This is a genomic window from Bradyrhizobium sp. CW1 (assembly GCF_023100665.1).
In the GTDB taxonomy this organism is placed as follows: Bacteria; Pseudomonadota; Alphaproteobacteria; order Rhizobiales; family Xanthobacteraceae; genus Bradyrhizobium; species Bradyrhizobium canariense_D.
Genome location: NZ_CP064684.1, coordinates 7,189,739 through 7,210,684, shown reverse-complemented (window position 1 = coordinate 7,210,684; position 20,946 = coordinate 7,189,739). Strand labels below are relative to the sequence as shown.

The window sequence follows — 20,946 nt, the reverse complement described above, 5'->3', positions numbered from 1 at the left end:
AGTCAGCTCGCCGCTTCCAGGCGCACTTCCGTGAGCAGGCGCATCGCGGCGTCGGCATCCATGGGTTCGCCAAAGGCAAACCCTTGCGCGTATTCGCAGCCCATCTGGTAGAGCTCGACCGCGTCGGAATCGGTCTCGGCACCTTCGGCGACCACGTCCATGCCGAGGTCGTGCGCGAGCGCGATGATGGACTTCAGGATCACCGGGCGGGTGCCGCGGTTGGTGGTGCGCACGAAGGACTGGTCGATCTTGATGGTGTCGAACGGGAAGCGCTGCAGATAGGCCAGCGACGAATGGCCGGTGCCGAAATCGTCGAGCGACAGCCCGGTGCCGAGTTCGCGGATGCGCGTCAGCATCTGCGCCGCGTGCTCCGGATTCTCCATCACCAGCGATTCCGTCAGCTCCAGCTTCAGCGTGCCGCGCGCGACCGAGGAGCGCGACAGCACGGTGCGGATGTCGTGGATCAGATCGTGGCGCAGCAATTGGCGCGAGGAGACGTTGACCGATGCGAAGATCGGCTCGCGCGAGCGCATCGCGCGCTGCCAGATCGAGAGCTGCTTGGCGGTCTGGTCGAGCACGAACATGCCGAGGTCGATGATCAGGCCGGTCTCTTCCGCGATGGTGATGAATTCCGAGGGCGCCATGCGTCCGAGCTTGGGATGATCCCAGCGCACCAGCGCCTCGAAGCCGGCGACCGAACGGTCTTCAAGCCGCACGATCGGCTGGTACAGGATCGTGAGCTCCTGCCGCTCGATGGCGCGGCGCAGTTCGCTCTCCAGCGTCAGCCGGTCGGTTTTTCGCGCGCGCATCGCGGACTTGTAGACGTCGATGCGGTCGCCGCCGATGCGCTTGGAGTGATACATCGCGAGCTCGGCGTCCTTGATGATCTCGTCCGTGAGCTGAACTTGCGGATCGGACAAGGCGAGGCCGATCGAGGCCGTGAGAAAGATTTCGCGTTCGTTGAAGGCGATCGGCGCGCGGATGGTCTTGCGGATGGTCTCGGCGAAGGCGGTGATGCGGGCGGGGTCCTGCTCCGAGAGCAGGATCAAGCCGAACTGGTCGCCCGCGAGCCGCGCCAGCGTATCCTGCGGCTTCAGGATGCGGGTGAGGCGGCGGGCCAGCGTCAGCAGGATGGAATCGCCGACCGCGATGCCGACGGAATCGTTGACCTGCTTGAAGCGGTCGAGGTCGATCACCATCAGCGTCGGCCGCAGCGTCGGCATGGTCTTGGCGAAATGCGCGACGGCGCCGAGCCGGTCCATGAACAGCTTGCGGTTGGGCAGGCCGGTGAGATTGTCATGCACCGAATCGTGCAGCAGGCGCTCCTCGGCGTTGCGCAGCTCGGTGACGTCGGTGAGGGTGCCGACCACGCGCGAGACCTCGCCGTCGGAGCCGACCACCGGGCGCGCCTTCAGCGCGAACCACATGAAGTGACCGTCCGGCGTGCGCAGGCGGAAATCCTGCACCAAGCGGCCGCGGCGCTGGTCGAGCACGCTGTCGAGCGCGGCGCGGAAACGGTCCTGGTCGAGCGGGTGCAGCACTTCGAGCCAGGAGGCGGCCGGGCCTTCCAGCGTGCCGCGCTTGAGGCCGAGCAGGGCCTCGGTCTCAGGGCTGGTAAAGACCTTGTCGGCGGACACGTCCCAGTCCCAGATCAAATCGCCGGAACCGGCCAGCGCCAGCGCGCGGCGCTCGATGTCGGAGACGACGCCGGTGGTGGCGCCGCCGCCGGCGAACGCATGCTGCATCACCGTGAAGCCGATCAGCATCACGATCAGCACGAGGCCGCCGAGCAGCGCAGGGCCGACGATGTCGTTGGTGACGGAGCCTGCGACCGTCATGCCGGCCGCGACCACCCAGACCACCAGCAGGAACCAGGTCGGGATCAGCAGCACAGCGCGGTCGAAGCCGTGGGTGGAGAGATAGACGATCAGCGCGAAGCCGGCGAAGGCAATCAGCACCAGCGATATGCGCGCGATGCCGGAGGCCACCGCAGGGTCGAACAGGGCCAGCGCCACCAGTGATCCCAGGAACGCGAGCCAGCCCACGGTGATGTGGGAATAGCGCACGTGCCATCGACTGAGATTGAGATAGGCGAACAGGAACACCAGCAGCGTCGCCGCCAGGATCGCCTCACCCGCCGCGCGCCAGATGCGCTCGGCGTTGTTCGAGATGTCGAGCACCTTGCCCCAGAAGCCGAAATCGACGCCGATATAGACCAACACCGCCCAAGCCAGCGCCGCGGCGGCCGGGAACATGATGCTGCCCTTGACCACGAACAGGATTGTCAGCACCAGCGCCAGCAAGCCGGAGATGCCGATCACGATGCCCTGGTACAGCGTGAACGAGTTGACCTTGTCCTTGTAGGATTCCGGCTCCCACAGATAGAGCTGCGGCAGCTTGTCGGTGCGCAGCTCCGCGACGAAGGTGACGACCGCGCCGGGATCGAGGGTGACGCGGAAGACGTCGGCGGTCGGGCTCTCCTGCCGCTCCGGCCGGTCGCCGGTCGAGGGCGTGATGGTCGCGATGCGCGACAGCCCGAGGTCGGGCCACAGCAGCCCCGAGGAGACGATACGGTAATGCGGAGCGACGATCAGGCGGTCGAGCTGGTCGTCGGTGTTGTTGGCGAGCGCGAACACCACCCAGTTCTGGCCGCCTTCGCGGGCGCGCACCTCGATGCGGCGGACGATGCCGTCGGTGCCGGGCGCGGTCGAGACCTGGATGCGGTCGGCGTCGCTGCGCTGATGCTCGAGCACGCCGGTGAGGTCGATCGCGGGCGCGTCACCGCGGACGCTGACAGCGTCCAGCGCGCGCGCCGGGAACGCGCAGACGAGAATCATGAGGCCCAGCGCTATGGGCGCGAGGCACCTGATCAGACGCAAGGTCAGTTCTCCGCGTTCGACGCAAACTCTTCGGTGCAGGCTCTTCGGTGCACGGCGTTTTCCGAACGGAACAAGGTGGTTCGGTGCGTCGCGATAGATGCCACGAAAGCAAGGAAAATCAAAGGGTTTCCGGCTTGCCCTGTGGGCCGTTGGCCTAGACCTCCAACACAATTTTGCCAATATGTGCCGAGGTTTCCATCCGCCGGTGCGCGTCGGATGCCTTTTCCAGCGGGAAAGTGCTGTCCATCAGCGGCTTGACGCGGCCTTCGCGCAAAAGCGGCATCACTTTCGCCTCGATCGCGGCCACCATCGCCGCCTTGTCCGCATTACTACGGGGGCGCAGCGTCGAGCCGGTATGGGTCAGGCGCTTCACCATCACCTTGGCGATGTTGACGGTGACCTTGGGCCCGTTGAGGGTCGCGATCTGCACGATGCGGCCGTCGAGCGCTGCGGCGTCATAGTTGCGATCGACATAGTCGCCGGCGACCATGTCGAGGATCAGATTGGCGCCGGCATTGTTGGTCTCCGCCTTGACCACGGCGACGAAGTCTTCGGTCTTGTAGTTGATGGCACGATCCGCGCCGAGCTTGAGGCAGGCATCGATCTTGTCCTGCGATCCCACGGTGACGATCACCTTGGCGCCGAAAGCTTTTGCGAGCTGGATCGCCATGGTGCCGATGCCGGAAGAGCCGCCGTGGATCAGCAGCGTCTCGCCGGCCTTCAGGGCGCCGCGCTCGAACACATTGTGCCAGACCGTCATCAGTGTTTCCGGCAGTGCGCCGGCTTCCTTGATCGACAGCGACGGCGGCACGCTCATCGCCTGACCGTCCTGCGCGATGCAGTACTGCGCATAACCGCCACCGGCGACCAGCGACATCACCTTGTCACCGATCTTGTGCCGCTTGGCGTTGCTGCCGACGGCCACCACTTCGCCGGCGATTTCGAGGCCGGGCAGGTCGCTGGCGCCGGGCGGCGGCGGATAGGCGCCGGAGCGCTGCGCGACATCGGGCCGGTTGACGCCGGCGGCCTGCACCTTGACCAGGATCTCGTCGGGGCCGGGCTGCGGCAGCGCCCGTTGTTCCGGCACCAGCACCTCCGGTCCGCCGGGTTTCGAGATGGCGACCACGGTCATTTGCGCGGGCAGCTTGTCCATGATGTGTCCTTGAGCAAAGGTGCGGGATGGAACGAGGCCATTGCTTAGCCAGCGCGGTGCAGGCTGGCAACCGCCTCAGCCGCTTGTGAGGCGAACGCAGGAGGAACCAGGATGGCGATGGAAGACGACGACCGCCCGCGCAAGAAGATCAGCCATGACATCGGACAGGATCTCTCACTCTTGTCGGTGGAGGAACTGACCGACCGCATCGCGCTTCTCAAGGGCGAGATCGCAAGATTGGAAGAAGCCGCAACAAAGAAGCGCGCCTCGCGTGATGCGGCCAACAGCGTTTTCAAGAAGTAGCGGATTGGAAGAGGAGCGCCAGCCACTTCCACGGCGTCATGGCCGGGCACGTCCGAAGGACGGCGTCGCTTCCGCTCGCCTATGTCCCGGCCATCACGTTCTTGATCTTTCGCCGAAGGAGAGGACGTGGAAGCCCGGGCATGACGGGCAGTTTGTTCCGCGGGCCCACTCGGCCACTGACCGACATGGCTAACGAACCCTCAAGATAATCGCTCGTTTACTCCACATTAAGCTTTCGAGTTTATGACTGGGAACTGTCCTCGTTTGGACACCGAGTGGCTCCTGTCCACTCTGTTTGACGCCTCCCTGTTATCAACTTTCAAAGCCGCCGGTTTTCCGGCGGCTCTTTTTTTGCGCCCAGCTCCGCCTTTTTGCGTCTCGCCGCGGTTGAATTCCGGGCAAAGACCCGCGGAAACCATATCCGCGCTTGTCACTGGACTCGGCGTCTCGCCCGCGCAATGATTTGTTCATCATAAGCCGGTGCCAAAGCCGGGCGTCAGACAGTTGCGTAAGGGGCGTTAACCATGGAACGTTTGCAAGCCGAAGGCGCTCTCGTTCAACTCAGCGAGCGGTTCACCAATTCTGCGGCGTTCGGCGTCCTCTTCCGCGAGGGCATGGACTTGGTCGAGGAGACCGCCGCCTATCTCGATGGCGCCGGCCGCACCGAGGCCAAGGCGCTCGATCGTGCCGTCAGCCTCACCTATGCGACCGAGAGCATGCGTCTGACCACCCGCCTGATGCAGCTCGCCTCGTGGCTGCTGCTGCACCGCGCCGTGAAGGAAGGCGAGATGACGCTGGGCCAGGCCAATCGCGAAAAGACCAAGGTCAAGCTCTCCGCCGCCGATCCCGGCTCAACCGACACCATCGAGAAGCTGCCGTCGCAGCTCCAGGACCTGATCCATCGCTCGATGAGCCTTCAGACCCGCGTGCGCCGCCTGGACAACACCATCCACACCCCGCCGGTCGATCATTCCTCGATCGGCAACCCGCTGGTGCCGCATCTCAACGCGTTGAAGGCGGCGTTCGAGCGGTAAGCTCCCGTCATCGCGACGAGCGCCCCCAAAACAAAAAACGCCTCCGGCTCTCCGGGGGCGTTTTCGTCTCCAGCCTCGAGGGGCCGGATCAATCCTTTTTGAGAAAGCCCGAAAACTTCTTCTGGAAGCGCGAGACGCGGCCGCCGCGATCCAGCAGCTGCGCGTTGCCGCCGGTCCAGGCCGGGTGCGACTTGGGGTCGATGTCGAGGTTCAGCGTGTCGCCTTCCTTGCCCCAGGTGGAGCGGGTCAGGTACTCGGTTCCGTCGGTCATCACGACCTTAATCGTATGATAGTTCGGGTGAATTTCGGCTTTCATGGCAATTCCTCGGCGCCCCGGCGCCTCACTTGAGTGGCTATCGAATGACGGATTTGGCGGGGTCTATACCCCACGGGCCCCTGTAAAACAAGCCATTGCAAGCCTTTTGAGGGCCTTAGCGGGCCGGGCTGCCCCCTAAGGGACTTCCCGGATTTGCCACTCCCGCTCGCCCGGCCTATTTGGGACGGACCACCTTCTCTTTGTCTTTTGGTCGGATCTCATGAGCGCAGTAGAACGGCTTGAAACCGGGCCCGCGGAAGCCCCGTCGATCGAGGCCGACCTGATCGAGGCGCCGGCGAAGAGCCGCGCGAAGCTGCGGCCGCTGTTGGCGCTCGCGCCCTATGTCGCCCGCTATCGCGGCCGGGCGGCGCTGGCCTTTGTCGCGCTGACGATCGCGGCGCTGACCACCCTGCTGGTGCCGGTCGCGGTGCGCAGGATGATCGATTTCGGCCTGACGCCTGAGGGCATCGAGCTGATCAACAGTTACTTCTCGGTGATGATCGCCGTCGTCGCCGTGCTCGCGCTGGCGAGTGCCGCGCGCTACTACCTCGTAATGACGATCGGCGAGCGCATCGTCGCCGATCTCAGGCGCGACGTCTTCGCCCATCTGCTCTCGCTGTCGCCGGCCTTCTTCGATTCCGCGCGCAGCGGCGAGCTGGTGTCGCGCCTCACCGCCGACACCACGCAGATCAAATCCTCCGTTGGCGCCTCGGTCTCGATCGCGCTGCGCAATCTGATGATGTTCTTCGGTGCCGCGGCGATGATGGTGATCACCAGCCCGCGTCTGTCGGGATTCGTGCTGCTGGCGATTCCCCTGATCGTGCTGCCGCTGGTCGCCTTCGGGCGCTGGGTGCGGCGGCTGTCGCGCAACGCGCAGGACACGCTGGCCGAGGCCTCCGCCTATGCGAGCGAGCTGGTCGGTGCGATCCGTACCGTGCAGGCCTATACCAGCGAGAGCCTCGCCGAGAGGCGCTTCGGCGGCGAGGTCGAGCAGGCCTATGAAGCCGCGCGCACCTCCACGCAGGCGCGTGCCGTGCTCACCGCCATCATCATCTTCATCGTGTTCGCAAGCGTGGTCGCGATCCTCTGGATCGGTTCGCACGACGTGCTGACCGGCACCATCACGCCGGGCCGGCTCGGCCAGTTCGTGCTCTATGCGGCCTTCGCCGCGGCCGGCCTCGGCCAGCTCAGCGAAGTCTGGGGCGAGATCTCGGCGGCATCAGGCGCTGCCGAGCGCCTGTTCGAGATCCTGCATGTGCAGCCCGACATCACCGCGCCCGCGTCGCCGCGCGCGCTGCCGGTGCCGGCGCGCGGCGAAGTCGGCTTCGACCAGGTCAGCTTCGCCTATCCGGCGCGGCGCGACGTCAATGTGCTCGATGCCGTGTCGTTCGCCGTGCGTCCCGGCGAGAAGGTCGCGATCGTCGGTCCGTCCGGCGCCGGCAAGAGCACGATCTTTCATCTCTTGTTGCGCTTCTACGATCCGCGCAGCGGCGCGATCTCGCTCGACGGCGTGCCGGTCAAATCCGCCGATCCCCGTGAATTCCGTTCGCGCATTGCGCTGGTGCCGCAGGAATCCAACGTGTTCGCGGCCAGTGCCCGCGACAACATCCGCTTCGGCCGGCCCGATGCCACCGATGCCGAGGTCGAGCGCGCGGCCGAGCTGGCGCACGCCGCCGAGTTCATCCGCCGCCTGCCCGAAGGTTTCGACACCCCGCTCGGCGAGCGCGGCGTGACGCTGTCCGGCGGCCAGCGCCAGCGCATCGCGATTGCGCGCGCGATCCTGCGCGATGCGCCGCTGCTGCTTCTGGACGAAGCCACCTCCGCGCTCGATGCCGAAAGCGAGACGTTGGTGCAGACCGCGCTGGAAGAGCTGATGCGCCACCGCACCACGCTCGTCATCGCGCACCGCCTCGCAACCGTCTTGTCGTGCGACCGCATCTTGGTGATGGACCAGGGCCGGATCGTCGAGCAGGGCACGCATGCGGAGCTCGTCGCTGCGAACGGGCTCTATGCCAGGCTGGCGAGGTTGCAGTTCGAGGGGGCGTGAGGCGAGGTAGTCTGGACTGCCGCTTCATTCAGGCTGTCATCCCCCGCGCAGGCGGGCGATCCAGTACTCCGAGACGGAAGTGATCAAGCGATAAGCCGCGGCGTACTGGATTCCCCGCCTCCGCGGGGAATGACAGCGGAGCTTTTGGCGAGAGCGTCGCACCACGTGGTCTCCCTTCGTAGCCGGGTCGATAGCGGACATTTGTCGATCTGATCGGCTGCGCGATTCGAATCGGCCACATCGTAAGGTGATCGATGGAAGCGGCGCTGCTGGCTGTCGCAGAACATGGGCGTCGTCGTTTTGATGAGTTTCGGAATGCTCGTCGTTGGCTTCCGGAATTTCGGACAGCGTTGGCGCGCCCGGAGGGAGTGGACGGCCGCGGCTGCTGAAGCTAGGGTTCGGGCCGACCCAGGAGACGCCAAATGCCTTATTCGACAGCCGACCAGACCCGAGGCGAGCGCAACGGCAAGCTTGTCGCCGACGTCTTCTGCGCGCTCTTGCTTGCTACCTTTTCCGTGGTCTTCTTCGGTTGGCTCGGCGGTCTGGCCGCCTTCATTGTCGTCGAAAGTTGCCTGCTCGCAATCGATTGGGTGGTTCCTAGCAAGAACGATGCGGCAGGCGTTGTTCGTTGAGCTGACGGAGTGGACGGTGTTGTGAATGATTGTTCTGATCGGTCCGGTACTGTTCATCCTCCTCATCCTGTTCGCTATTCGACAGCAGATGCGCGGCCTTGCGGGGTGGAAAGCGGCGCTGCTTGTTGTCGCTGGTAGCGGCGTCATCGTTGTGCTGAGTTTCGGATTGCCCATCGTGGGCTTCCGGAATTTCGGATAGGGCAGCCCGCGCCCTGAGCCGAGTGGATGAACCTTGCAGTTCCCCCGGATGTGGCGCCTAATCAGGTATCGCCGGCCAAAGGCTCGTCCGTAGGCGTCGGTGCCTGAGAGATGATTTGTGCTCCCGCCTCAATGGGAGTGCGCCTCATGGCCCCGCCATTCAGCAAGGAAACCCACGAACTTTTGGAGCGGGCGCAGCGAGCGATCGATGAGTCGATCCGGCTTCGCGAAGACAGCCAACGCGCGATCCGCCAAGCCGAAAGCTGGCAGTTCGAGCTTGAACTCCGCTTGAGCCGAGAGCGCACCGCGGCGAGTTGACGGCAGCACTGCTTATCAGCACTTCGGCGACAGCGCCGGCACGTTCGGCCATGGCCAGTTCTTCCAGCTCCCGTCCTCATCAACGCAGGCCGATGGCCCAAGGCCATTCGTCGGAGCACTCGTCGTCTTGACCGGCGTGGCGAGGTGCTGGTCGACATAGCTCGTCGAAACATATCCGGCGACGATGACGCCGAGCAGGACCGAAGACCCCTTGGCCAGATCGCTCAATTTCATCGGTCATCTCCATCCGCTTGCCGGCGCAACTTGCGGGCACAACGACTAGCTGACGTCCTGGGATCCCGACGTGACGGCCGTCACGCGTCCAGAATCAAGATCGCCAGAATCTAAGGTTGCCAAATCATCTTCAGCACCGGACGTCCCGAGGTCGGGTTCACCTCGTCGCCGGCATGCGCGAAGCCTTTGCGCTCGTAGAAGCGGATGGCGCGGCTGTTGTCCTTGTTGACAAGCAGCGTCACGCCCGCCGGTGACAGGCGCTTGGCCTCATCCACCAGCAGCCGCGCCGCGTCCGAGCCCCAGTGCGCGGGATCGACCACGAGCTGGTCGAGATAACCGTCGCCGTCGATGGTGACGAAGCCGGTCAGCGCGCCGTCCTGCTCCGCGACCACGATCGAAGCCTTCGGCACCAGCTCCTTGCGCCAGCGCTCGCGCCACCAGTCCAGGCGGGCCGCGAAGTCGATCTGCGGATAGGCCTGCTGCCAGGTGCGATGCCACAGGTCAATCGAGGCGGCCTCGTCCTCGGGACGGTAACGGCGGAGGTGGAGGGCGCTCACTACCGCTCCGTCAGCTTCAGCTCGATGCGGCGGTTGCGCTTGTAGGCTTCCTCCGTGTTGGCCGTGTCGAGCGGCTGGAATTCGCCGAAGCCGGCGGCGACCAGGCGCTGGGCCGGCACGCCGAGCGAGATCAGGTACTGCACCACGGAGATCGAGCGCGCGGCCGAGAGGTCCCAGTTCGACTTGAAGTTCGGACCGTTGACCGGGCGCACGTCGGTATGGCCGTCGACACGCAGCACCCAGGGGATCTCGTTCGGGATTTTCTTGTCGAGATCGATCAGCGCGGTTGCGAGCGTGTCGAGCTCGGCGCGGCCTTCGGGCAGCAGCACCGCCTGTCCGGTGTCGAAGAACACTTCGGACTGGAATACGAAGCGATCGCCGACGATGCGGATGTCGGGGCGGTTGCCGAGGATGGCGCGCAGGCGGCCGAAGAATTCCGAGCGATAGCGCGACAATTCCTGCACGCGCTGCGCCAGGGCGACATTCAGGCGAGAGCCCAGGTCGGCGATGCGATTTTGCGATTCCTTGTCGCGCTTCTCGCTAACGTCGAGCGCCTCTTCCAGCGCGGCCAATTGCCGCCGCAGCGCGCTGATCTGCTGGTTCAGCACCTCGATCTGCGCCAGCGCCCGGGCCGAAACCGCCTTCTCGGAATCCAGCGCCTTGCCGAGCTCGGAGGACTTGCCTTGCGCATCGTTGCCGGCCGCGGCGAGCCCCTCATAGAGGCCCTTGATGCGGTCGCGCTCGCTCTCGGCCGAAGCGAGGCCGGCTTTCAGTGACGAGACCTGGTCGTCGAGCGTGAGCTTGCCGAGCTTCTCCAGCGACAGTAATTCGTTGAGCTGCGCGATCTTGGCGTTGAGCTGCTCCAGCGCCTTGTCCTTGCCGGTGACCTCCTGCGACAGGAAGAACTGCACGACCAGGAACACCGACAGCAGGAACACGATCGACAGCACCAGCGTCGACAGCGCGTCGACGAAGCCGGGCCAGTAGTTGAAGGAGGTATCGCCGCGGCGACCGCGCGCCAGTGCCATGTCGCTAACCCTTCTCGGGCTGACGCGCGATGCGCTCCAGCAGGCGCCGGATCTCGCGGTTCTGCTCGCCCTGGCCGTCGGCCCATTCGCGGATCATCTGCTGCTCGGTCCGCATATGCGAGACCAGCGCCTGGATGGCTTCGGCGAGGCTCGCCATCGCCGCGGTGGTGCCGCGGCTGCCGCTGCCTTCCTCGAGCACGGAGCGTAAGCGCTCGACGACGGCCTGAAGCTCGCCGCTGGCAATGCCACCGCCAGTGCCGGCAACAGCCACCTCGCCGCTGCCATATTCGCGCACGGTGGTGGCAAGCCAGTCTTCGAGGTCGGTGTAGAAACGGTTCTGCGCCTGGCTCGATTGCAGGTCGAGGAAGCCCAGGATCAGCGAGCCGGCGAGGCCGAACAGCGAGCTCGAGAACGAGATGCCCATGCCGCCGAGCGGGGCGGCCAGCCCCTCCTTCAGCGTGTCGAACAGGGCGCCGGAATCGCCGCCGACCTTGAGCCCGTCGATCACCTTGCCGACCGAGCCGACCGTTTCGATCAGGCCCCAGAAGGTACCGAGCAGGCCGAGGAAGACCAGAAGCCCGGTCATGTAGCGGGAGATGTCGCGGGCCTCGTCGAGGCGGGTCGCGATCGAATCGAGCAGGTGCCGCATGGTGGTCTGGGTGATCGACATCCGCCCGGTGCGCTCGCCGCCGAGGATCATCGCCATCGGCGCCAGCAGCTTGGGGTGGCGGGCGGGCGCAAGGCCGGGATCGGCGATGCGGAAATTGTTGACCCAGGAGACTTCGGGATACAGCCGGATCACCTGGCGGAAGGCCAGGATGATGCCGATGAACAGCACGCCGCCGATCAGGGCATTGAGGCCGGGATTGGCGAAGAAGGCCTGGATGATCTGCTTATAGAGCACCACGCCCACCAGGGTGCAGAGCACCAGGAAGACCAGCATCCGCACCAGGAAGACGCTGGGCGAGGATAGCTTGGTGTATTCGATGTCGAGGGAGGAGCGGGGCGAGGCGCCTGGCGGCATGGCCGGTATCATCCGTTAACTTGCTTGCGGCGCGCACTATGGCACAGCGCCAGCCCAAAAAAAGCGCCGGATGCGCCGATTTCGGGGAGAGCTGGGGAACCCAAGGCTGAAACCGGCTTTGGTAAGGACGTACTTTGCAAATCGTCGGCATTCCACAGGTTCAAGTCGCACTTTTCCCCTGGCGCCAAAACCCGCCGCCCAAGACGGAGTCGTCGCATGAGCGTCGTGTCCGCGATCATCGGGACTGCCGAACGGGTGCCGTTGCCTGATGTCGTGATCCGCGCGGCGATCCAGCGCCTGTGCTCGCGCACGGTGACGCGCCTGTCCGCGCTGGGCGGGGCGGACGATGCCGCCTTCGCCGGGCGGATGATGCTGCGGCCGATCGCCGAGGACGCGGATGCCGAGCACGACGAGGTGCCCGCTTCGTTCTTTGCGAAGGTGCTCGGCCCCAACCGCAAATACTCCTGCTGCTTCTACAAGACCGACGCGACCACCTTGCGGGAGGCCGAGGAGGAGGCGCTGCGTCAGACCGCCGAGCATGCCGCTCTCGCCGATGGTCAGACCATCCTCGAACTCGGCTGCGGCTGGGGCTCGCTGTCGCTGTGGATGGCGCGGCAGTTTCCGCACGCCAAGGTGACGGCGGTGTCGAGCTCGCAGGCGCAGCGCGCCCATATCGAGGAAGAGGCGCGGCTGCGCGGTCTTCTTAATCTGCGGGTGGTCTGCGCGGACATCAACGTGTTCGCGCCCGACGGGCAATTCGACCGCATCGTGTCGGTCGAAATGTTCGAGCATGTGATGAACTGGCGCAAGCTGATGACGCGCTTGCGATCATGGCTCGCGCCGGAGGGGCGGTTCTTCATGCACATCGTCGCCCATCGCTCCGGCTCTCACCTGTTCGACCGGGCCGATCGCGACGACTGGATCGCGCAGCGCGTCTCCACGGGCGGGCTGATGCCGAGCCATCACCTCGTCAGGCAATTCGACGATATTTTCACAGTCGAGAAGGAATGGTGCTGGAGCGGCACGCACTATCAGCGCACCGCCAACGACTGGCTCGCCAATTTCGACGCGCATCGCTGTTTCATCGAAGCGGCCTTGCGCAACATCCATGGCGAGGAGACCGCCCAGCGAATGCGACGCTGGCGCTGGTTCTTTCTCGCGACCTCGGGCCTGTTCGGCTATGCCGACGGAACCGAGTGGGGCGTCAGCCACTACCGCATGAAGGCGGCGGGGTAATTGCGGTCTTCTGACGCAGCACGCGGTGATGGAACCGGACTCACAATCGGGTGAGACGCGAAAAACGCCGTGAACTCAGCACCCTAGGCCGTGTGACATTGGGCCGCCCGCAAGGTGCGTTGCGTCGCAGCACGTCCGCTCTATTTTGACCGCATCAGCCGCGTGCCATGGCCCAGAACGGGCCTCGCGCCGAGCGGGATCGGTTTCAACAATATCGGGGCACCCCATTTCATGTCAGGACTTCGCGCGCGATCGGCATGCGTTGCAATGATGCTCGCGGCCTTTACGCCGCTGTTGGCGGGCTGCGACGAATCCAGCTCCGCCATTTCAGCCGCCCAGCCCAACGACCCCGACGTCAGCATCGTCATCGTCAAGCCGCAGCCGCGTGCCGTGGTGCGCGAGCTGCCGGGCCGCATTGCGCCGACGCGCGTCTCCGACGTGCGGCCGCGCGTGTCCGGCATCGTGGTCGAGCGCCTGTTCCGGCAGGGCAGCGAGGTGAAGGCCGGCGATCCACTGTATCGGATCGATCCGCGTCCGTTCGAGGTCGAGGTGATGGCCAACGAGGCTGCGGTCGCCAAGGCCGAGGCCGCGTTGATGCAGTCCCAGCAGCAGGCGCGCCGCATCGCCACGCTCACCAGCCAGCGCGCCGCGCCCGAAGCCGAGAACGAGAAGGCGATCGCGGCCGAGCGCCAGGCCCATGCCGAGGTCGAGGGCCGCAAGGCCGATCTCGCGCGCGCAAAGCTCAATCTCGACTATGCCACCGTACGCGCGCCGATCGACGGCGTCGTCGGTGCCGCCCTGGTCAGCGAGGGCGCGCTCGCGGTCCAGAACGAGACCAATCTGGCCACCATTCAGCAGCTCGATCCGATCTATGCGGATTTCACCCAGTCGGTGAACGAGCTCAACCAGCTCCGCCGCGCCTTCGAGAGCGGTGACCTCGAGCGCATCGCGCCCGACGCCGCCAAGGTGCATCTCGTGCTCGACGACAACACCCTCTACTCGCTCGACGGCAAGTTGCTGTTTTCGGATGCCAAGGTCGACGCCAATACCGGTCAGGTGACCTTGCGTGGTGAGTTCCGCAATCCGAAGCGCGAGCTGCTGCCGGGCATGTATGTCCGCGTCCGCATCGACCAGGGTCTCGATAGCGATGCGATCGCCGTGCCGCAGCAGGCGATTCAGCGCAATGGCGGCGGCGGCAGCGAGGTGTTCGTCGTCAAGGACGACAATCGCATCTCGGTGCAGCCGGTGCGCACCGGTTCGGTGCAGGACGGCATCTGGTTCGTCACCGACGGCCTGAAGGCTGGCGACAAGGTCGTGGTCGAAGGCTTCCAGAAGTTCGCCGCCGGCGACAAGGTCAAGCCGCAATCCTGGTCGGAAGCGGATGCGACCGCCGACAACCGGCACGCCCAGAAGCTGATGCGGTAATAGACCATGGCGAGCTTCTTCATCGACAGGCCGATCTTCGCCTGGGTCGTCGCGCTGTTCATCTGTCTGGTCGGCGCAATTTCGATTCCGCTGTTGCCGATCGCGCAGTACCCGATCATCGCGCCGCCCTCGATCTCGATCTCGACCAGCTATCCCGGTGCCTCGCCCGAGAACCTCTACAACAGCGTCACGCGGCTGATCGAGGAGGAGCTCAACGGCGCCTCCGGCATCCTCAATTTCGAATCGACCAGCGACTCGCTCGGCCAGGTCGAGATCATCGCCAATTTCGTGCCGGGCACCGATACCAGCGCCGCCTCGGTCGAGGTGCAGAACCGCATCAAGCGCGTCGAGGCGCGGCTGCCGCGCGCGGTGATCCAGCAGGGCATTCTGATCGAGGAAGCCTCCAGCGCGGTGCTCCAGATCATCACGCTGAACTCGACCGACGGCAGCCTGGATGAGGTCGGCCTGGGCGACTTCATGATCCGTAACGTGCTGGGCGAGATCCGCCGCATCCCCGGCGTCGGCCGCGCCACGCTGTATTCGACGGAACGTAGCCTGCGCGTCTGGGTCGACCCGGCAAAGCTGGTCGGCTATGGCCTGACCGCCGACGACGTCAACAAGGCCATTGCCGCGCAGAACGCGCAGGTCGCTTCGGGCAGCATCGGCGCCGAGCCGTCGACCTCGACCCAGCGCACCTCCGCGCTGGTGCTGGTCAAGGGCCAGCTCTCGTCCCCGGATGAATTCGGTACCATCATCCTGCGCGCCAATGCCGACGGGTCGACCGTGCGGCTGCGCGATGTCGCGCGGATCGAGGTCGGCGGCCTCAGCTACCAGTTCAACACCCGTCTCGATGGCAAGCCGACCGCCGGTCTTTCCGTGCTGATGTCGCCGACCGGCAATGCGCTGGCGACCGCGAGCGCCGTCGAAGAGAAGATGAAGGAGCTGTCTCGCTTCTTCCCGGCCAATATCGGCTACGAGATTCCATACAACATCACGCCCGTGGTCGAGGCCTCGATCAAGAAGGTGTTGTCGACGCTGGTCGAAGCCATCGTGCTGGTGTTCGTGGTGATGTTCCTGTTCCTGCAGAACATCCGCTACACCATCATTCCGACCATCGTGGTGCCGGTGGCGCTGCTGGGCGCCTGTACCACGCTGCTGCTCGCCGGCTATTCCATCAACATGCTCTCGATGTTCGGCATGGTGCTCGCCGTCGGCATCCTCGTCGACGATGCCATCGTCGTAGTCGAGAACGTCGAGCGCATCATGGCCGAGGAGGGGCTGCCGCCCAAGGAAGCGACGCGGAAAGCGATGTCGCAGATCACCGGCGCCATCATCGGCATCACGCTGGTCTTGATGGCCGTGTTCGTGCCGATGGCGTTCTTCCCGGGCTCGGTCGGCATCATCTACCGCCAGTTCTCCGTGACCATGGTCGCCGCGATCGGCTTCTCGGCCTTCCTCGCGCTGTCGCTGACGCCGGCACTGTGTGCGACGCTGCTCAAGCCCGTCGCGGCCGGTCATGGCCATGCCAAGAAGGGCGTGTTCGGCTGGTTCAACCGCATGCTCGACGGCAGCAAGGAGGGATATTCCCGCACCGTCGGCTTCTCGCTGAAGCGCACCGGCCGCTTGATGCTGGTCTATGTCGCGCTGCTCGCCGGCCTGTCCTGGGCCTTCGTCAATCTGCCCGGCGGCTTCCTGCCCGTCGACGACCAGGGCTTCGTCACCACCGACGTGCAGACGCCGTCGGACTCGTCCTACGGCCGAACCGAGGCGGTGATCGAGAAAGTGGAAAAATACCTGGCGCAGCGTCCGGGCGTCGACAACGTCACCTTCCTCACCGGCTTCAGCTTCTCCGGCCAGGGCATGAACACCGCGCAGGCCTTCATCACCCTGAAGGACTGGTCGGAACGCGGGCCGAAGGATTCTGCGGCCGCGATCGTCGCCGACATCAACCGCGATTTGTCGTCGTCGATCCGCGACGCAAAAATCTCCGCGCTGCAGCCGCCGCCAATCGACAATCTCGGCAACTCCTCGGGCTTCTCGTTCCGTCTCCAGGACCGCGGCCAGAAGGGTTATCCGGCCTTGATGCGCGCCGCCGATCAGTTGATCGCGGAGGCCAATGCGAGCGCTGTGCTGCAGAAGGTCTATGTCGAGGGCCTGCCCGAGGCCGGCGTGGTCAATCTCGTGATCGACCGCGAAAAGGCGGGCGCCTTCGGCGTCACCTTCGAGGACATCAACAATACGATCTCGACCAATCTCGGCTCGAACTACATCAACGACTTCCCGAACCGCGGCCGCATGCAGCGTGTCGTGGTGCAGGCCGATGCCCGCGACCGCATGCGGACCGAGGACATCCTCAACTACAACGTCAAGAACAGCCGCGGCCAGCTCGTGCCGTTCTCGTCCTTTACCACCGTGGAATGGGCGCGCGGACCGACGCAGATCGCCGGCTTCAATTATTATCCGGCGGTGCGCATCTCGGGCGAGGCGAAACCCGGCTTCACCTCGGGCGATGCCATCGCGGAGATGGAACGGCTTGCCGGCAAGCTGCCGCGCGGCTTCGGCTATGAATGGACCGGGCAGTCGCTCCAGGAGAAGCTGTCGGGCTCGCAGGCGCCGTTCCTGCTCGGGCTCTCGGTATTCGTGGTGTTCCTGTGTCTGGCCGCGCTTTACGAGAGCTGGACCATTCCGCTCGCGGTGCTGCTCACCGTGCCGCTCGGCATCGTCGGCGCGGTGGTCGCGGCGATGCTGCGCGGCCTGCCCAACGACGTCTATTTCACCGTCGGCCTGATCACCATCATTGGCCTTGCGGCCAAGGACGCGATCCTGATCATCGAGTTCGCCAAGGATCTGCGGAAAGAAGGCAAGCCGCTGGTGGACGCCACCATCGAGGCCTGCCGCCTGCGCTTCCGCCCGATCCTGATGACCGGCCTTGCCTTCATCTGCGGCGTGCTGCCGATGGCCATCGCCCATGGCGCCGGCGGCGCCAGCCAGCAGGCGCTCGGCAGTGTCGTGATGGGCGGCATGATCGCGGTAGTGATCCTGGCGCTGCTGATGGTGCCGGTGTTCTTCGTCTCGGTGCAGCGCGTGCTGGGCGGGGATCGGGAGAAGGCGGCGAAGCAGGGCGAGATGTACGGGCCGCCGGCGCCGGCCGAGCTGTAAGGTGAGGTGTCATGCCCCGCGCAGGCGGGGCATGCCGTACCCCGCGGCCTTTCCGTATCCGAGCGGCGTCTCTGGAATACTGGATCATCCGCCTTCGCGGATGATGACCGTCGGGTTTGCGCTGGTGAGAGTCGGCCATTGAACGCCGGATCGGTCGGCTTGATTTCTCGGAGGCCTCAATCCAGACTGCACCCCTGGATTGAAACATCGTATTCGCACCTTACTGCGAATGCGGAGATAGCCCGCCGATTGAGAGCATGTGATGCGTCCGACCGACATTGCGATCTCGAACTATCGCTCCATTCGGCGGCTCTCCATACCCATCCATCCCCTGTCGGTGTTCGTCGGCGAAAATGGAGTCGGCAAGTCCAATCTCTACAAGTCCTTGTCGCTGTTGCGCGACGCGGCGACCGGTCAGATCACCCGCACGATCGCCGATGAAGGCGGTTTGAATTCGGTCTGCTGGTCCGGCATACGCAAGCGAGGCGAAGACGGGCGGCTGCGGCTGTCGGCGACATTCGACGGCATGAGATATTCCATCGAGCTCGGATTTCCCAGCCCGCTTCAGGCGGCATTTTCCGGCGAGCCGATGATCAAGGCCGAAACGATCGAAACGACGCGCGGCAAACGCACGGTCAAGCTGATGGAGCGGATCAATTCGCTCATCAGCGTCCGCGGCGAGAGTGGCGCCTGGAACGCTCACAAGGATGCGGTGCTGCCGTCAGAGACCGCGCTTGCGGCTTTTTCCGATGGCAAGCAATGCCCGGAAATCGACCTGATCAGAAATGCAATGCTGGGCTGGCGATTCTATCATGACTTTCGCACTGATCCGGCGTCACCGATACGAAAGCCTTGTCTGGCGATCGCAACGCCCTCGCTCAGCGCCGATGGCATCGATCTGGCTGCCACCCTGGCGACCCTCTATGTCATTCGGGAAGACGCCGACGACCTGCAGGACGCGATCCAGGATGCATTCCCGGGTGCCGAACTCCGCGCATGGGAAGAAAATGGCAGGTGTGAATTCGATCTGCAATTGCCGGATATGCCGCGGCCGTTCAGGGCTCATGAACTATCCGACGGGACGCTGAAATACATCTGCCTGCTCGCGGTATTCATGGGCTATCGGCTGCCGCCGTTCATTGCGCTGAACGAACCCGAGACCAGCCTGCATCCGTCGCTGCTTGCGCCGCTGGCCCGGCTCATCGCCAAGGCATCGCGCCGCGCCGACATCTGGATTGTCACCCATTCGGAACAGTTGATGGACGCACTGCGAAGCGAGAGTTCGGTCCCGCTCCGCCGGGTGATCAAGTCGAAAGGCGCCACGGCGATCGAGGGCCTGACCATCGGCGGTGAATATCGCGACGACGAAGCCGACGAGGACGATGAGGACGACGATTCCTAACCGTCGTCGATCGAGCCGTCGTGCTGCTGCGGCCTACTTCCGCAAGATCTTCACCAATTCCCCGTGCACGTATTCATTCCCGCACACGACATTGCCTGTCACCAGCGCGTCGCCCGGCGTATCGATGTCGGTGATCGTTCCGCCCGCCTCGCGCAGCATGATCAGACCCGCCGCGATGTCCCAGGATTGCAAATTGCGCTCCCAGTAGCCGTCGAGGCGGCCGGCGGCGACGAAGGCCAAGTCGAGCGAGGCGGCGCCGAAGCGGCGCAGGCCGGCGACGCGCTCCTGCATCGCGGTCATCTCGCGACGGAATTCCTCGTGGTCGCCGCGGCCGATATGAGGCAGGCCGCAGGCCACCACGCATTCGTTGAGCTGACGGCGGCCGGCCACGCGCAGCCGCTGGTCGTTGAGGAAGGCGCCCTTGCCGCGCTCGGCGATGTAGAGCTCGTCATTGGCGGGATTGTAGATCACGCCGGCGATGATCGTGCCCTCGCGCGAAAGCCCGATCGAGATCGCGAATTGCGGGATGCCGTGCAGGAAGTTGGTGGTGCCGTCGAGCGGATCGACGATCCAGGTGTGGCTCTTGTCGGAGCCCTCGCGCGTTCCGCCTTCCTCGCCGATGAAGCCGTAGCCGGGCCGCGCCTTGGCGAGGTCCTGGTAGAGGATCTCCTCGGCGCGCTTGTCGGCCAGCGAGACGAAATTCGCCGGTCCCTTCAGCGAGACCTGGAGATGCTCGATCTCGCCGAGATCGCGCTTGAGGCTGCGGCCGGCGCGGCGCGCGGCCTTGACCATGACGTTGATAGTTGCGGAATATAGCATGAGCTTCCGGTCTTGATCGGGGGAAATGGCGCGAAATCGCGCCTGTTTGAGGGATGGGGTGCCCTGCGGGGGCCTCAACGTCAAGTCATTTGGCCCCGAGCCATTTCCTGGCGGCGGCCTCGGCCTTGGCCCGGTCCTCGGCCGGCAAATCGGACAATTGCTTGTCCAGCTCCGGATCGCCCTTGCCGGAGGTCTTGGCCACCAGATGCCACTTGAAGCCTTCGACCTTGTCCACGGCCGTGCCCATGCCGTTGATCAGCACCCAGGCCAGCCGGTTCTGCGCGATCGCGCTGCCCTGGCGGGACGCCTTGCGGAGCAGGGCGACGGCCGCCGGCTGGTTCTTCGGCGTGCCGGTGCCGTTGAACAGCGCGATGGCGTATTCGACCTCGGCATCGACATTGTCGGTCAGCGTGGCGACCTGGAGCAGACGCACCGCCCGTTCCAAATCCTTCGGCACGCCAGTGCCTTCCTTGTAGAAGGTCGCGAGCGCGTATTGCGCCTCGGGCAGGCCGGCATCAGCCGCCTGGCGCAGCAGCTCGGCGGAGCGCTTGACGTCCTGCGGCAGGGTCTGGCCGTCGAGATAGAGCAGCGCGAGATTATAGGCCGCCTTGGGTTCGCCGAGCTTGGCGGCGGACGCCATCAGCTTGACCGCCTCATTTTTGTCGACCGGGCCGCCGCGGCCGGTCATCCTCAGCATGGCGAGCGCGAACATCGCCTCGCGGTCTCCGGCGTCGGAGGCGCGCTTGTACCATTGCAGCGCCTTGGTGTAGTCGCGTCGGATGCCCATGGCGTTGGAATAGAGCTCACCCAGCATGGTCATCGCTTTGGCATCGCCGGTTTCGGCACGGGCCGTGGCGAGTTCGAAGGCGGTCTTGTACTGGCCGCGCTGATAGGCGCCGTACACCAGATCGACGTTGGGGTTGTCGGTCGGCGGCGCCGGAATCACGGTCGCGGCCGGAGCAGGCTTTGGGGAAGCGGAAGGTTTCGGGGAGGCTGAAGGTTTGGGTGCCGGCGGCGCTTCCTTCTTCTTGGTGATGGTGTGCGGCGTGGCCTTCGGCTTGTCTTTGGTTTTCTCGGCCGAAGCGCCCGGCGTTGCCACCGGCGGCGTGATCTGGAGCTGCGCGGCCGCGGGCGCCGTCAGCAGCAGCGTGGCCAGCATGATGATGCGCGGGAGCTTCATGT

At 65.0% G+C, this 20,946-nt stretch carries 19 protein-coding genes; 10 read left to right on the top strand and 9 right to left on the bottom strand.

Annotation, left to right across the window (positions count from 1 at the left end):
• Positions 1-2: 2 nt before the first annotated feature.
• Both IVB54_RS34555 and IVB54_RS34550 read right to left on the bottom strand, forming a co-directional pair.
• Complete coding sequence (locus IVB54_RS34555) at positions 3-2,879, bottom strand: EAL domain-containing protein (protein WP_247776944.1); 2,877 nt, start codon at positions 2,877-2,879, stop codon at positions 3-5.
• Between the two features lie 154 nt (positions 2,880-3,033).
• Entirely contained in the window at positions 3,034-4,032 is a 999-nt protein-coding gene (locus IVB54_RS34550) for an NAD(P)H-quinone oxidoreductase (protein WP_018454625.1), read from the bottom strand.
• A 111-nt stretch (positions 4,033-4,143) separates the two neighbouring features.
• Between IVB54_RS34550 and IVB54_RS34545 the strand changes: the two genes are divergently transcribed.
• The gene (locus IVB54_RS34545; protein ID WP_018454624.1) at positions 4,144-4,335 is read left to right on the top strand and encodes a DUF1192 domain-containing protein; all 192 of its coding nucleotides are present in this window, start codon (positions 4,144-4,146) and stop codon (positions 4,333-4,335) included.
• A gap of 524 nt (positions 4,336-4,859) precedes the next feature.
• The gene (locus IVB54_RS34540; RefSeq protein ID WP_018454623.1) at positions 4,860-5,369 is read left to right on the top strand and encodes a DUF1465 family protein; all 510 of its coding nucleotides are present in this window, start codon (positions 4,860-4,862) and stop codon (positions 5,367-5,369) included.
• 88 nt (positions 5,370-5,457) lie between these two features.
• On the opposite strand, the gene rpmE is transcribed toward IVB54_RS34540, so the two are convergent.
• Entirely contained in the window at positions 5,458-5,685 is a 228-nt protein-coding gene (gene rpmE / locus IVB54_RS34535) for a 50S ribosomal protein L31 (protein WP_018454622.1), read from the bottom strand.
• A 220-nt stretch (positions 5,686-5,905) separates the two neighbouring features.
• Between rpmE and IVB54_RS34530 the strand changes: the two genes are divergently transcribed.
• From IVB54_RS34530 to IVB54_RS34515, 4 genes are all read left to right on the top strand, one after another.
• Positions 5,906-7,732: an ABC transporter ATP-binding protein/permease gene (locus IVB54_RS34530; protein ID WP_018454621.1), complete on the top strand. Its 1,827-nt coding sequence runs from the start codon at positions 5,906-5,908 to the stop codon at positions 7,730-7,732.
• Between the two features lie 422 nt (positions 7,733-8,154).
• Positions 8,155-8,364 (top strand): hypothetical protein, encoded by a 210-nt coding sequence (locus tag IVB54_RS34525; protein WP_018454620.1) that lies wholly within the window; start codon positions 8,155-8,157, stop codon positions 8,362-8,364.
• A gap of 25 nt (positions 8,365-8,389) precedes the next feature.
• Entirely contained in the window at positions 8,390-8,563 is a 174-nt protein-coding gene (locus IVB54_RS34520) for a hypothetical protein (protein WP_018454619.1), read from the top strand.
• Positions 8,564-8,709: 146 nt separating this feature from the next.
• Positions 8,710-8,880, top strand: coding sequence for a hypothetical protein (locus IVB54_RS34515; RefSeq protein ID WP_157642917.1), 171 nt, complete (start codon positions 8,710-8,712; stop codon positions 8,878-8,880).
• A gap of 15 nt (positions 8,881-8,895) precedes the next feature.
• Here the strand turns inward: IVB54_RS34515 and IVB54_RS34510 are convergent, their stop codons facing one another.
• From IVB54_RS34510 to IVB54_RS34495, 4 genes are all read right to left on the bottom strand, one after another.
• Positions 8,896-9,114: a hypothetical protein gene (locus IVB54_RS34510; protein ID WP_018454617.1), complete on the bottom strand. Its 219-nt coding sequence runs from the start codon at positions 9,112-9,114 to the stop codon at positions 8,896-8,898.
• A 110-nt stretch (positions 9,115-9,224) separates the two neighbouring features.
• Entirely contained in the window at positions 9,225-9,671 is a 447-nt protein-coding gene (locus IVB54_RS34505) for a GNAT family N-acetyltransferase (RefSeq protein ID WP_018454616.1), read from the bottom strand.
• On the bottom strand, positions 9,671-10,699 hold the full coding sequence (locus tag IVB54_RS34500; RefSeq protein WP_018454615.1) for a peptidoglycan -binding protein: 1,029 nt from the start codon (positions 10,697-10,699) through the stop codon (positions 9,671-9,673). Before IVB54_RS34500 ends, IVB54_RS34505 begins: the two co-directional genes overlap by 1 nt.
• A 4-nt stretch (positions 10,700-10,703) precedes the next feature.
• Complete coding sequence (locus IVB54_RS34495) at positions 10,704-11,723, bottom strand: flagellar motor protein MotA (RefSeq protein WP_018454614.1); 1,020 nt, start codon at positions 11,721-11,723, stop codon at positions 10,704-10,706.
• A gap of 216 nt (positions 11,724-11,939) precedes the next feature.
• Here IVB54_RS34495 and IVB54_RS34490 point away from each other — a divergent pair, with 216 nt between their 5' ends.
• The 4 genes from IVB54_RS34490 (at position 11,940) to IVB54_RS34475 (ending at position 18,945) form a co-directional block, all read left to right on the top strand.
• A complete protein-coding gene (locus IVB54_RS34490) occupies positions 11,940-12,959 on the top strand; it encodes a cyclopropane-fatty-acyl-phospholipid synthase family protein (RefSeq protein ID WP_247294142.1) in 1,020 nt (339 codons plus the stop codon).
• Between the two features lie 231 nt (positions 12,960-13,190).
• Positions 13,191-14,384 (top strand): efflux RND transporter periplasmic adaptor subunit, encoded by a 1,194-nt coding sequence (locus tag IVB54_RS34485; protein ID WP_085351844.1) that lies wholly within the window; start codon positions 13,191-13,193, stop codon positions 14,382-14,384.
• Positions 14,385-14,390: 6 nt separating this feature from the next.
• Entirely contained in the window at positions 14,391-17,543 is a 3,153-nt protein-coding gene (locus IVB54_RS34480) for an efflux RND transporter permease subunit (RefSeq protein WP_018454611.1), read from the top strand.
• Between the two features lie 262 nt (positions 17,544-17,805).
• Positions 17,806-18,945, top strand: coding sequence for an AAA family ATPase (locus IVB54_RS34475; RefSeq protein ID WP_018454610.1), 1,140 nt, complete (start codon positions 17,806-17,808; stop codon positions 18,943-18,945).
• A gap of 33 nt (positions 18,946-18,978) precedes the next feature.
• On the opposite strand, the gene IVB54_RS34470 is transcribed toward IVB54_RS34475, so the two are convergent.
• Both IVB54_RS34470 and IVB54_RS34465 read right to left on the bottom strand, forming a co-directional pair.
• Entirely contained in the window at positions 18,979-19,764 is a 786-nt protein-coding gene (locus tag IVB54_RS34470; RefSeq protein WP_018454609.1) for an inositol monophosphatase family protein, read from the bottom strand.
• An 85-nt stretch (positions 19,765-19,849) separates the two neighbouring features.
• Positions 19,850-20,944, bottom strand: a complete 1,095-nt coding sequence (locus IVB54_RS34465) for a tetratricopeptide repeat protein (RefSeq protein WP_018454608.1) — start codon at positions 20,942-20,944, stop codon at positions 19,850-19,852.
• Between the last annotated feature and the right edge of the window lie 2 nt (positions 20,945-20,946).